4 protein-coding genes are annotated in these 14,768 nt (G+C 47.5%); 1 reads left to right on the top strand and 3 read right to left on the bottom strand.

Features of this window, described 5'->3' with window-relative positions:
- Nucleotides 1-516 precede the first annotated feature (516 nt).
- Nucleotides 517-792: a hypothetical protein gene (locus ACLGGO_RS27300; RefSeq protein WP_446421643.1), complete on the top strand. Its 276-nt coding sequence runs from the start codon at nt 517-519 to the stop codon at nt 790-792.
- A 103-nt stretch (nt 793-895) separates the two neighbouring features.
- Here ACLGGO_RS27300 and ACLGGO_RS27305 read toward each other — a convergent pair whose 3' ends face one another.
- The 3 genes from ACLGGO_RS27305 to ACLGGO_RS27315 all read right to left on the bottom strand — a co-directional run.
- Nucleotides 896-8,767, bottom strand: coding sequence for an amino acid adenylation domain-containing protein (locus ACLGGO_RS27305; RefSeq protein WP_446421644.1), 7,872 nt, complete (start codon nt 8,765-8,767; stop codon nt 896-898).
- A complete protein-coding gene (locus ACLGGO_RS27310) occupies nt 8,767-13,986 on the bottom strand; it encodes an amino acid adenylation domain-containing protein (RefSeq protein WP_446421647.1) in 5,220 nt (1,739 codons plus the stop codon). Before ACLGGO_RS27310 ends, ACLGGO_RS27305 begins: the two co-directional genes overlap by 1 nt.
- Nucleotides 13,987-14,117: 131 nt before the next feature.
- The coding region (locus tag ACLGGO_RS27315) for an ABC transporter ATP-binding protein (RefSeq protein WP_446421645.1) at nt 14,118-14,768 on the bottom strand (651 nt) is incomplete at its 5' end.

The raw sequence follows: 14,768 nt of genomic DNA on the forward strand, positions 1-14,768 counted from the left end.
AAACCGCGAAAGCGGACAGCAAATATTGCCGGAGATAATCGAATATACAAAGGAGTTTGTATATCCAATAATTCGCTTATCTATTATTAGTATTCCGAGCTTTGCTGGTCTTCCGTAAAATTACGTAAAATCGCCTTATTGGTGAGCCAGAACTGTTTTGTTCGCCACGAGTATAACCTCTGCCTCAAGGGGGATGTCAAGAGTAATACGCTGGCAATACTGAAATTTTCTTTTTGGGCTGAGTATTACGACGCTTTACAGCGTTTTCAGACTCGATGTGATACACCTAAACAAGAGCAGAACAGAGCTGTCCTAGAGTTACTGTACTACACTGTGTTAGAAAGTGCTGTAAGCCAAGACGAGACAAAGACTCCAGATAGAACGAGAGGGAAGTTCAACTGTTTGTAAAGGTTTATGAAGGAGTCAACAAGAAGCAGGGGGGAACGGGGCAGGGGATTGGGGGGAGGAAGAACAAATTCCCCCTTGCTCCCTGCACCCTGCACAAGTAGCCTCTTCGTGAATTTAGACTGGGCGAGTTGCAGGCTGTATCTGGGGGTGAGGTTTCAAGCGATCGCAACGCCCGTGTCCCTTTGGGGTGATCGCGCACAGTGCTGCTGTCTCATGCTCACACGGTGCGAAGCGCTGCCGCCTACGGCAGATCGCACTATAGCCGCAACCATGCGCCCTCTCCAAGGGCGCGATCGCTCTTTCCTCCTCCCTGACGCAGGATCTCCATTTTGGCAAGCAAGTCAGTTATGTCGGCTATTCCAAACAGACTCAAGCTGCCATTAAAGGCTCAAAAATTCGGTCAGCTAAGAGGCCAGCAACCACATAGGCGAGCGGGATACACGACCAGCAAATCACGTTGATTGCTGCTCATACCCCGCTCTGAACGTCAGGAGCCACTTTTCGTCTCAACTTGCAACATATAGCCTTCACAATGCAAGTTATAGCCTTCACAATGCAAGTCGGCTGCCTGGAAGCCCAACTGTTCTAAACCTTGATAATGCTGCACGCAAGTTTCTACATTCAGTAATCCGACAGTGGGTTCCAGATGGTCAAAACGAGAAGAGAGGAGACTGGACAGAACGCAACCCGTTATGTCAACTGGATTGGTTGGCGCATATTCTTTCCATGAAGTTTCATTCAGGTTATTTTGTAGGGATTTGGGTAGATAGATGACCGTTTTCATCGGGTTAGGTGCTTGAAGAACTCCTCCTTCAGTAAACAGAATATCTTTCTGTTCCTCAAAGCGCTTAATCGCCTGTTCTGGGGAAAAGCAGTGTGGGCCAGAATCATCAACAATTAGAGTACCGGGTTTCACCCGCTTGATGTCGAGAATGTCTGGTACGTTGGTAGCGCCAATTATTAAGGTAGCGTCGTAGATTTCCGGCGGAAGTTCAGATGAAGATGAAGATGTAGCGATTTGTATGGAACCTCGAAACCCTAAATCACTGATAATTTCGCGTTGAATATTTTGGATTGATTCCAGCTTACTGTAAACATCGCACAGGATAAGGGACGAGGGATGCGGCAAGCATTTCAACATCAGGCGTAGGCTATTAAGACCAACCGAACCCAAACCGATGAAAGCTACTTTCTCGTTCTCTAAAGAACGCTGGCTGACCTGTAAAATTTTCTTAATGGTCAGGACAACAGTAGAGCAGGTGGTAGCATGTCCTGTAGTGATTTTCGGTAAGTCGTTGCGCCCCTCAACAGCTTTGACAATAGCACGACCGTAATCTGTTGCTGAGGGAATTAAACCTGTTAAGGAAACGGTTTTAGCACCGAGTCGCCCTGCCATTTCCAAAGCTTCAACGGTCATTTGCATAAGTTTCTGTGGGTCGCTGTATAGTTCATCCTCGAATATAGGGAGGGTTAGACCCGCTATTCGACCCCACTTAGTCTCTATAACAGCATCCCACATCGGCAGGTTGTCAAACCAATCTTGAAGGATTTCATCGCGAGTCAAGTTGGTTTCTTTTAGTAGAGAGAGGGTAAGATAACCCAGAGCGGCTGAGTCAACTGATGCTATCTTGCCTACAGCAAACAACGATAGCAAGGAGCGTTGTTCTAGTTTGAAAAATGGAGATTCTTCTGTGGTTGGGGTTAAAGATGTGGTCATAGATTTCTTAACTTTTGCTTGGGATTCTTCTGGGTTGAAAGATGGAATTTGCTTGGGCAAGTGACTAAGCGGTTCAGCTAATTCAGCTATAGTAGGATGCTCAAATAAAAGCTTGACTGAAATTTTCAGGTTCATCTCTACTGAAAGCTTAGATACCAGTGAAGCAGCTTGCAGAGAATGTCCACCGAGTTCAAAGAAATTATCATTGACGCCCACCCTTTTTAATCCCAGGACTTCTGCCCAAATGCTGGCTAGCATTTCCTCAATAGGAGTGCGAGGGGCTACAAAAGTGAGTTCCAGTTCAGGTCGAAATTCGGGTTCAGGTAGGGCGCGACGGTCTACTTTACCATTTGGTGTTAGCGGCAAGGACTCCAAAGTTACAAAAGCGCTTGGCACCATGTAGTCTGGCAGTTGTTCTTTTAAGAAGCGGCGCAGGTCACTAATTGTGGGTGCTTCTTCCTGATGCAGGACAACATAAGCTACTAATTGCTTGTCGCCTGTAGGGTTAACTCTTGCTATGACTACAGTCTCTCTTACACCGGGATGCTGACTCAGTACCGCTTCAATTTCGCCCAGTTCGATGCGGAAGCCGCGAATCTTTACTTGATTGTCAATGCGACCGAGGTATTCAATGTTGCCATCACTTAGGTAGCGAACTTTGTCTCCGGTTTTGTAGAGGCGCTCACCTAGCTCATTGCCCAAGGAGTTGGGGATAAATTTCTCTTGGGTTAAATCGGGGCGGTTGAGGTAGCCTCGCGCTAACCCGACGCTGGCAATGTGCAGTTCTCCAGGAACGCCGATAGGAACAGGTTGGAGATAGCGATCGAGAATATAAACTTGAGTGTTATCAATCGGACGACCAATTGGCAGCATGTCCATGCCTTCAAAGACTTGTGCAACCGTAGCGCAGACAGTGGATTCAGTTGGACCGTAAGCATTGAAGAACCGCCGTCCTTTTGCCCATTGAGCGACCAAAGAAGTCGGACATGGCTCTCCCGCGACGATGATATTCTGCAACGCTGGCAACTCCTCACTCGGCAGAGCAGCAAGTGCTGATGGCACAAGAGTAAGATGGGTAATCGAGTGCTTTTGCAATAGTCGCACTAAAGGTTGTCCCGGTTGCAGCGACTCTCGTGTTCCCAGGCAAAGCTGTGCCCCCGAACACAGAGCCATGACAATTTCCCAGATAGAAGCATCAAAGCTTAAGGAGGCAAACTGGAGAACGCGACTATCGGGCTGTAGATCAAATAGCTTGATTTGTGCCTGCGCTAAATTGCACAATCCTCGGTGAGCGATGAGAACTCCTTTGGGCTTTCCAGTTGAACCAGAGGTGTAAATCACATAAGCTAAGTTCTCTGGTGTCACGTCACTTTGAGGAGGAAGTTCGGGCATCACAGAGATTTCTTGCCAATCACAATCCAAGCAGACTACCCGCGCTTGATGTTTTGGTAACGAAGCAACCAGTTTTTGTTGAGTCAATAGAACTGGTAGCCGTGAATCATCGAGCATATAAGCAATGCGATCAGTTGGATAGGCTGGATCAATAGGGACGTAAGCACCACCCGCTTTGAGAATGCCTAAGAGTCCTATAATCATGTCGAAGGAACGCTCAACGCAGATGCCCACCAGAACTTCTGGCCCTACACCTAGCGATCGCAGGTAGTGAGCCAACTGGTTGGCTCTTGCATTCAATTCTCGATAGGTCAGTTGTTCGTCTTCAAACACCACCGCTACGGAAGAGGGCGATCGCTCAACTTGCTCCTCAAACAACTGATGGATACACTTATCGAAGGGATACTCGGCAAAGGTATTGTTCCACTCAAAGAGCAGTTGGTGCCGCTCTCGTTGTGTAAGCAATGGTAATTCTGAAATTGGTTGAATAGGATTGGCTACAATTCCCTCCAGCAATGAAAGGAAATGTTCTGAATACCGAGCGATGGTTGCCGCATCAAACAGGTCGCTATTGTATTCCCATCCTCCTATCAATCCAGAAGCCGTATTCTCCATTGATAGGGTCAAATCAAACTTGGTCGTTTCCGTTTCAAAAGAAAACTCATTTACAGTTAAGTCAGGCAGCTTCATTGAAGGCACACTCTTCTCGTCGAGCGCAAACATCACCTGAAACAGGGGCGTATAGCTTAAGGAACGCTCTGGTTGCAATGCCTCTACTAGCTGCTCGAAGGGCAGGTCTTGATGGGCGTAAGCCCCGAGCGCCACTTCCCGCACTCGACGAAGCAACTGTTCAAAACTCGGATTTGCTGATAAATCAGTCCGTAGTGCTAAAGTATTGACAAAAAAGCCAATTAGCCCTTCGATTTCCTGTCGGTTGCGGTTAGCCACAGGCGTACCCACTACGATGTCCGAGGAACCTGTATAGCGATAGAGTAAGGTCACAAACGCTGCATATAGCGTCATGAACAAGGTGACTCCTGTTCGCTTGCTGAGATTGGCAAGTGCTTGGCTCAATTCAAGAGAAAGGGCGAAGGATTGATACGCTCCACGATAACTTTGAACTGCTCTTCGGGGTCGGTCGGTGGGTAATTCTAATAAAGCCGGAGCGCCCAATAGTTGTTGCTTCCAATAGTTAAGCTGCGTTTCTTTGACCTCCCCAGCTAACCAACGCCGCTGCCAAAGGGCAAAGTCGGCATATTGTACGGGTAATTCCGGTAAAACTTTTGGCTTACCAGTACAAAAAGCTTCATAGAGTGCTGCTAACTCTCCGTAGAACACGCCTGTTGACCACCCATCAAAAATAATGTGGTGTACTGTTAGCACAAAGATGTACTCTGTCTCGTCAAGCTGTAGCAACTTGGCTCGCACTAAAGGCTCTTGCTCTAGATCAAAAGGTTGCTCTGCTTCATTAGTGGCTAATCGTTGCGCCTCGACTTCTCGCTCACAAAAAGGCAGGTTTTGTAAGTCCACTTTAAGCAGTTTTAATTTCAGAGTTGAGGCGATAACCTGAACGGGTTGCCCCTCCACTTTTGTGAAGTTTGTGCGTAAAACTTCATGACGGCGGATAATTTCGTTGAGGCTGTTCTCTAAAGCCGCTATACTGAGCTGACCGTTAAGACGCAAGGCGATTGGGATGTTGTAGAAAGCACTGTCTGGCTGTAATTGGTCAAGGAACCACAACCTAGCTTGAGCAAAGGATAATGGAATATTGCCTGACCGGGGAATCGGTAATAGCGGTTGAGCTTGTATAGATTGCCCGCTATGAAGCGAATTCTCAACCTGTTGGGCGAGGGAGGCGACAGTGGGAGCTTCAAACAGGCTGCGTAATGGTAATTCGACGGACATTGTATCACGCACCCTCGATATCACTTGAGCCGCTAGTAAGGAATGTCCACCGAGTTCAAAGAAATTATCATGAACGCCCACTTTTTCAATGCCCAGGACACAAGCCCAAATGCTGGCTAGCATTTCCTCAATAGGAGTGCGAGGGGCGACAAAAGTGAGTTCCAGTTCGGGTCGTAATTCGGGTTCAGGTAGGGCGCGACGGTCTACTTTACCATTTGGTGTTAGCGGCAAGGACTCCAAAGTTACAAAAGCGCTTGGCACCATGTAGTCTGGCAGTTGTTCTTTTAAGAAGCGGCGCAGGTCACTAATTGTGGGTGCTTCTTCCTGATGCAGGACAACATAAGCTACTAATTGCTTGTCGCCTGTAGGGTTAACTCTTGCTATGACTACAGTCTCTCTTACACCGGGATGCTGACTCAGTACCGCTTCAATTTCGCCCAGTTCGATGCGGAAGCCGCGAATCTTTACTTGATTGTCAATGCGACCGAGGTATTCAATGTTGCCATCACTTAGGTAGCGAACTTTGTCTCCGGTTTTGTAGAGGCGCTCACCTAGCTCATTGCCCAAGGAGTTGGGGATAAATTTCTCTTGGGTTAAATCGGGGCGGTTGAGGTAGCCTCGCGCTAGTCCTGCACCACCGATGTGCAACTCTCCCGGAACGCCTATGGGTACGGGCTGTTGATACCGATCTAGTATATAAGTTTGGACATTCCGAATCGGACGACCAATCGGCACTTGTGTTGATATTGGATTGGCTGCTGATAACTCGCATATCGTCGTCCCCACAGTGGCTTCTGTAGGACCGTAAATATTCACCAGACGCACTTGTTGCCCTACATACTCAATCCAAGTTTTCCATCGTTCGGGAAGTGCTTTTTCTCCGCCAATGCTGACCAAGCGTAATGATGGGGGGAGTGCAAAATTTTCTTGGCTTAATATTGCTGTAAGTTCGTGCCAATAGGCTGTTGGCAACGCCAGTACGGTTATTTCCCAATCCCTGCACTTCTGCAAAAATACATCAATCGAATCCAACATGGAGTCGGTTCGCAATACGAGTGTTGCACCCGAAATCAGGCAGGTGTAGATTTCTTCGGCGCTGGCATCAAAACTAATCGAGGAGAACTGTAAAAAGCGATCTGCGCTTCGCAGCAGCGCTTCGCTATCGCACTTTTCTATCTCATATTCAATACTGACGGCAGTGGTATAGTTCACCAAAGACCGATGTTGAATGGTTACTCCCTTTGGTTTTCCGGTCGAGCCGGAGGTGTAGATAACATAGGCTAAGTTTGAGGCATTTACGCCGCAGGCAGCGTTTTCAGAGTTCTCTTGAGCGATCGCCTCCCATTGTGTATCCAGGCAGACTACCTGTGCTTCATGCTGGGGCAGTCTGTTAACTAACCGTTGTTGAGTCAGCAGCACTGGCACAGCCGAGTCTTCAAGCATGAAAGCCAATCGTTCACTAGGGTACGTGGGGTCGAGCGGAACGTAAGCGCCCCCAGCTTTGAGAATGCCTAACAGTCCTACTATCATCTCAAGGGAACGCTCGACGCAGATGCCAACCAGTGTTTCTGGTTTTACCCCCAGTGCTTGTAAATGGTGTGCTAATTGGTTAGCCTTGGCATTTAGTTCTCGGTAGGTTAGCTGCTCGTCTTTAAAGATTACTGCTACTGCATCTGGTGTTTGTTCTACTTGTGCTTCAAATAATTGATGAATACATAGATTGTGAGGATAGTCTTGTTGGGTTTGATTCCACTCCACTAATAACTTGTGTTGCTCAATCGCCGTCAAAATGGGTAAATCTGATAGCCTTTGTTCTGGATTCTCGACAATACCTGCTAACAGCGTTTGCCAATGCTCTATCATGCGAGCAATGGTCGTGGCATCGAAGATGTCTGTACTATATTCAAATACCCCTGTTAAACCCTGCTCAGTTTTCTGCAACGATAAGCTTAAATCCAACTTAGCCGTATGATTGGCTCCCGGCTCAGATGTGTTAATTGTTACATCTTTGAGAGTAACAGTAGCCTCTGGCTCATGTTCCAGAGAAAAATCTATTTGAAACAAGGGTGTGTAGCTTAAGTCCCGCTCTGGGTGTAGTGCTTCTACTAACTTCTCAAACGGCACATTTTGATGCTCGTAGGCTTCTAGCACTACTTCTCTAACTTGTTTTAATAACTGGAGAAAGGTAGGATTGTCTGATAAATCAGTGCGTAGCACTAAATTATTCACAAAAAATCCAATCATTCCTTGGATTTGAGAGTGCTGGCGGTTCGCCACTGGAGTGCCAACAACAATATCGGACTGATTGGTGTAGCGATAGAGTAATACTTTAAACGCTGTGAGGAGCAACATAAAGAGCGTGACTCCCTGCTGCTGACTCAAACTTACAAGTGCTTCACTGATATCTTGCTCAAGGGTAAAAACTTGAGTTTCTCCCCGAAAGGATTGTACAGCAGGTCGGGGACGGTCGGTTGGTAATTCTAACAGCGCTGGCATCTCTGCTAGTTTTTGCTGCCAGTAAGCGAGTTGAGACTCTAAAACTTCTCGCTGTAACCACTGCTGTTGCCACACAGCAACGTCTACATACTGAAGGTGGATTTCAGGCAGAGTTGGTGTACGATTCTCCACATAAGCCGAGTAAATTGTGGTTAACTCTTGAAAAAAGATATTGACAGACCAACCATCAAAGATAATGTGGTGAACTGTTAGCAGTAAAACATTGTCTGTGGGAGTAAGCTGAACTAACTGTGCTCGGAGTAGAGGCTCTTCGGCGAGATTAAACACATACATTACTGACTGAGAAGCTAATTTCTCATACTCAAGCTCTCGTTCACTTGCTGACAGAGGACGCAAATCCACGACGGGCAGCGTAAAATCTCTAGTGGCAGCGATCGCCTGAACGGGTTCTCCTTCTACAGCAATAAAGTTAGTGCGTAATATTTCATGGCGATTGATGAGTAGTTGCAAGCTTGACTCTAAGGCGGCAATATTGAGTTGACCGCTAAACTGCAAGTTAAGAGGAATATTATAGAAGGCGCTATTGGGCTGTAATTGGTTTAGGAACCAAAGACGTTGTTGGGCAAACGAGAGAGGAAATGTGTTGTTTTCTGTTCTGGATATAGGAGCGATTACCCCCAAGGGGGAACTGCTTTGTAACGCACTGGCATTCGTTTGATTATTGACTTGGTGCAAAAAGGAGATAATTTCAGCTTTACGTGAGCTAATTTCTGACTTTAGATCGGGGGTGAGAGTCCCTTCAGGAGCGTTGCAACGCAGGCGTTCGCCTTCCAGAAACAGGTTAATATCTAGCCTGCGGAGGTGATTAACAAACTCAATTGTATTCATCAAAATTCTAAATCTTCTCGATTATTAACTGTATTGTTGCTAGTCTTCAGACTTTTGTTAGCCCAAGATATTGCTTCAATGTAGTCAATGTAGTTAGAAATACTGGCTACAGTTGGAGCTTCAAACAACTTAGATAAGGGCAACTCAACCCCACAGGTATCACTCACTTGTGAGAGCAGTTGTGTGGCTAGTAAAGAGTGACCTCCTAATTCAAAGAAGTTGTCATTTATACCCACTTGCTCTACTCCCAAGACCTTTGCCAAAATGGATGCAACCAATTCCTCTGTAGGAGTCCGAGGAGCTACAAAATCTGATTTTTGAAGCAAACTATTGAGGTCTGGTGCAGGCAGTGATTTGCGGTCTACTTTGCCATTGGGGGTCAATGGCAGGGCTTCTAAGATCACAAAGGTTGAGGGCACCATATAGTTGGGTAGCTTCTGTTTCAGAAAATGGCGCAACTGATTGACTGTAGGTGCTGGATTCTGATGCAGAACGAGGTAGGATACCAGGCTCTTATGACCGGGAATATCTTCTCGAACAACGACTACCGCCTCCCGCACGTCAGGATGTTGTGCCAACATCGCTTCAATTTCTCCCAGTTCAATGCGGAAGCCACGAATTTTCACCTGATTGTCAATGCGACCAAGGTATTCGATGTTGCCGTCTGGTAGATAACGTGCCTTATCTCCAGTTTTATACAGGCTCAAACCCGGTTCGTTGCCCAAGGAGTTGGGGATAAATTTCTCTTGGGTTAAATCGGGACGGTTGAGGTAGCCTCGCGCTAGTCCTGCACCGCCAATATGCAACTCACCCGGAACACCTATGGGTACGGGCTGTTGATACCGATCTAGTATATAAGTTTGGACATTCCGAATCGGACGACCAATCGGCACTTGTGTTGATATTGGATTGGCTGCTGATAACTCGCATATCGTCGTCCCCACAGTGGCTTCTGTAGGACCGTAAATATTCACCAGACGCACTTGTTGCCCTACATACTCAATCCAAGTTTTCCATCGTTCGGGAAGTGCTTTTTCTCCGCCAATGCTGACCAAGCGTAATGATGGGGGGAGTGCAAAATTTTCTTGGCTTAATATTGCTGTAAGTTCGTGCCAATAGGCTGTTGGCAACGCCAGTACGGTTATTTCCCAATCCCTGCACTTCTGCAAAAATACATCAATCGAATCCAACATGGAGTCGGTTCGCAATACGAGTGTTGCACCCGAAATCAGGCAGGTGTAGATTTCTTCGGCGCTGGCATCAAAACTAATCGAGGAGAACTGTAAAAAGCGATCTGCGCTTCGCAGCAGCGCTTCGCTATCGCACTTTTCTATCTCATATTCAATACTGACGGCAGTGGTATAGTTCACCAAAGACCGATGTTGAATGGTTACTCCCTTTGGTTTTCCGGTCGAGCCGGAGGTGTAGATAACATAGGCTAAGTTTGAGGCATTTACGCCGCAGGCAGCGTTTTCAGAGTTCTCTTGAGCGATCGCCTCCCATTGTGTATCCAGGCAGACTACCTGTGCTTCATGCTGGGGCAGTCTGTTAACTAACCGTTGTTGAGTCAGCAGCACTGGCACAGCCGAGTCTTCAAGCATGAAAGCCAATCGTTCACTAGGGTACGTGGGGTCGAGCGGAACGTAAGCGCCCCCAGCTTTGAGAATGCCTAACAGTCCTACTATCATCTCAAGGGAACGCTCGACGCAGATGCCAACCAGTGTTTCTGGTTTTACCCCCAGTGCTTGTAAATGGTGTGCTAATTGGTTAGCCTTGGCATTTAATTCTCGATAGGTCAGTTGTTCCCCTTCAAACACCACTGCTACGGCATTGGGCGATCGCTCCACCTGCTCCTCAAACAACTGGTGGATACACTTATCTTGGGGATATTCTTTCGTAGTATTGTTCCACTCAAAGAGCAATTGATGTCGCTCTTGTTCCGTAAGCAACGGCAATTCGGAAACTCGCGCTCTGGGGTTAGCAACAATACCCTCCAGTAAGGTCTGGAAATGCCCTAGCATTCGCGAGATGGTGTTGGCATCAAACAAATCAGTGTTGTACTCCAGGCGAGCAATAATACCCTCTGGTCTTTCCTCTACATCGAGGGTCAAATCGAACTTGGCTGTATCGGTTTGGATATCTAGCTGACTTACAGTCCAGTCCGAATTCAAAGACGGCATTGAGGGTTGGGGAACAAATGCCACTTGAAATAGCGGGTTTTGGCTGAGATTTCGTTCGGGTTGCAGTGTCTGTACCAACTTTTCAAAGGGCAAGTCTTCATGGGCATAAGCTCCCAAAGTTACTTGACGCACTCGTTTGAGTAGCTCTCGAAAACTAGGGATACCAGACATATCAGTACGCAACACCAAGGTATTGAGGAAATACCCAATCATCCCTTCGAGTTCCGGTCTGTTGCGGTTCGCGCTCATTGTCCCCACAACAATATCGTCCTGTCCCGTGTAGCGATAGAGCAAGGTTTTGAACGCTGCCAGCAGGGTCATGTAGAGCGTGACTTCCTCCTGCTGCGAAAGAGTTTTGAGCGCTTGTGTCAGGTCAAAAGATAGTACCAGACATTGCTTCGCACCCCGAAAGGTTCCTTTCTTGGGTCGCGGACGGTCTAATGGTAGCTGTAGTACGGGCAAATCGGCTAGTTGCTGCTTCCAGTAATCTAACTGACTCTCCAGAATCTCTTGTGTCAGCCACTGCCGTTGCCAGACAGCAAAGTCAGCGTATTGTATAGGCAGTGGAGCAAGTGGCGTTAGCGTAGCGTGCCGTAGGCTTGGTCTTCCAGTAGAGAACGCTTCGTAGAGTGTCGCCAGTTCTTTGAGGAATACGCTGATTAGCGAAACACCATCAATGATAATGTGGTGAAAGGTCAGGAATAACCTGTAGTCAAAGTCCGCTAGCTGCATCAACGTAGCCCGCAGAAGTGGCCCTGTTTTTAGGTCAAACTTATGCTTCGCATCTATTGTGGCTAGTCGCAAAGCTTCGGCTTTGCGCTGCTCTTGTGGGAATTCCCTTAGATCCACGACAGCTAGGTTAAAAGTGTCGGAGGGAGCAACAACCTGCACTGGCTGTCCGTCCACTGTGATGAAGCGCGTTCTCAAGCTTTCGTGACGCTTGATAATTTCGTTGAGCGCTTTTTCTAGGGCATTAACGTTGATTGCACCTGTAAAGCGAATGGTGCAGGGTTCATTATAAACAGGGGTATCGGGTTCCAATTGAGCAAGGAACCACAACTGCTCTTGGCCCCATGAAAGAGGCAAGTTCTGGTTTCTGGAAACGGGTTGGATAGGGGGAGCTTGCAAACCTTGCTTTTCCCAATCACCTGCCTCGATACACTTTGCTAGGGAGGCTACTGTTGGAGATGCAAACAGGCTACCCACAGGTAACTCCACCTGTAAAGCGTCGCGCAATCGGCTTACAATTTGGGTAGCTAGTATCGAGTGTCCGCCTAATTCCAAAAACTTGTCGTGGATACCAACTCGCTCGACGCCCAGCACTTGGGCCCAGATTTCTGCCAATACTTCCTCGACAGAGGTACGAGGTGCAACAAAATTTTCTTCCAAATCGGGCCTACCGGAGTCGGGTACTGGCAGTGCCCGACGGTCTACTTTACCATTTGGTGTCAAAGGCAGTGCATCCAACATCACAAAAACACTTGGCACCATATAATCGGGCAGTTTTTCTTGTAGAAAGCTGCGGAGGTGCGGTATCAGCTTTTGGGCTAGAGAAACCTGTTCAACTTGTAAGTCGGCAGCCTGTTCCTGCAAACCCTGGTCTTGGGGGTTGTGAACTACATAGGCTACAAGGCGCTTGTCGCCGGGTACATCCTCCCGCGCCATCACCGCAGCTTCTCGCACAGATGGATGCTGCCACAGCGCTGCCTCGATTTCGCCCAGTTCAATGCGGAAGCCGCGAATCTTGACTTGATGGTCGCTACGACCCAGAAACTCGATATTGCCGTCCGGTAGATAGCAAGCTAAGTCGCCAGTTTTGTACAATCGCTCCCCTGGCTTATCGCGAAAAGGGTTAGGAATAAACCGCTCGTCAGTTAAATCAGGGCGGTTGAGGTAGCCTCGTGCCAGAGCGATGCCGCCAATATATAGCTCTCCGGGAACCCCAACGGGAACGGGTTGCAGTTGGGCAGAAAGCAGGTAAATTTGCGTGTTAGCAATGGGGCGACCGATGGCCGGAAGCGCAGGCCAATCTGAGGGTGAACCCGTTAGGGTAAAAGCCGTAACAACATGGCTCTCTGACGGTCCGTAGTGATTGTGTAACGTGCAGCTTTTTAGCTTAGTAAACCAATTGGCGATTTGTCTGGTTATCTTCAATTGTTCGCCTGCGGTAATAATCTCGCGCAGACTTGTGGGAACGGCTTGCTGACCATCAGCGACCTCGGCTAGCAACTGTAGGGCTACAAACGGAAGAAACAGTCTTTCAATAGCTTTTTCGCTGAGAAAATGCAATAAACCTACCGCATCTCGTCGCAGTTCTTCTGAGATTAAAACTAACGTTCCGCCCGAACACCAAGTAGAGAAGATTTCTTGAAAGGAGACATCGAAGCTTAATGGGGCAAATTGCAGAGTTTTTGCCCCTGTAGAAACTGTTAAGCTTTCTAGTTGCCAAAAAAGCAGATTACATAAGGGACGGTGACTCATCGCCACCCCCTTGGGTCTGCCTGTAGAACCCGAAGTGTAGATTACATAGGCTAGGTTGTTTGTCGTTACTCTCCTTTGGGGATTGGAGTGGCTGTGTCGAGCAATTACCTCCCAATCCGTGTCTAGGCAGACGACACGCGAAGAGTGTGGAGGAAGAGATTCAACTAACCGTGCCTGAGTCAGCAACACAGAGGTCTGGGTGTCCTCCAGCATGAAGGTCAAGCGCTCAGAAGGATACGCTGGGTCAAGCGGAACGTAAGCACCCCCAGCCTTGAGGATGCCAAGAACTCCCACCACCATTTCTAGAGAGCGTTCCACGCAGATTCCCACCAGCACTTCTGGCCCTACACCCAGCCCTTGGAGGTAGTGTGCCACTTGGTTAGCCCTTGCGTTCAGTTCTCGATAGGTCAGTTGTTCCCCTTCAAAAACCACCGCTACCCCTTCTGGAGTTTGTTCAACAGTCGTTTCAAAGAGTTCATGAATACATTTATCTTGAGGGTAATCACGATAAGTGTTATTCCATTCGACTAATAACTTATGTTTTTCTATATTTGTCAAAACCTGTTCACCGTCAAATTGCTGTTCTGAATTGGCAATCTGGATTTGTAAATTGTTAAAAGATTCAATCATTGAATTTAGTTCAGTTGAATTTTACAGATACTCTTTAAGAGTTGAATCAAATTCGTAGGTTAACCACTAACAACGAGACACCCTTTATTCATCACAAAAACTGTGTCCGCACGCAACGCATGAGCCATGCGGTGGGTAATGACAATCACCGTACACTTCTTGGCAATACGCTCTAACGTTGTCATGATTTCCGCTTCCGTCGCAGGGTCTAATGCTGATGTAGCTTCATCCAGAATTAGAATGGCTGGATTTCTCACCAAGGCTCTAGCTAGAGCAATTCTTTGCCGTTGTCCCCCTGATAACTGTCCCCCTCTGTCGCCAACGGGTGTGTCATAACCTTGAGGTAAAGTCAAAATGAAATTGTGAATTTCTGCCGATTTAGCGGCGGCTTCTACCTCTTCATCACTGGCATCCAGATACCCCATGCGGATATTTTCCCGCACCGAACCATTAAACAAAATCACCTCTTGAGAAACCAGTCCGATTTGAGAACGGAGAGAGCGTATAGTGCAGTCGCGCAAATCAACGCCATCAAACAGAATACGTCCCTCATCCGGGTCATAAAATCGCGTCAGCAAATTGACAATTGTACTTTTGCCCGCGCCACTCTGACCGACAAATACCACAAAATCACCTTGGCGAATCTTCAGCGATAGATTTTTCACCCCGCCTCTATCAGAGGAGTAGCTAAAGCTGACATTATCAAAGTA

The sequence above is a fragment of the Coleofasciculus sp. genome (assembly GCF_046565525.1).
In the GTDB taxonomy this organism is placed as follows: domain Bacteria; phylum Cyanobacteriota; class Cyanobacteriia; order Cyanobacteriales; family Coleofasciculaceae; genus Coleofasciculus.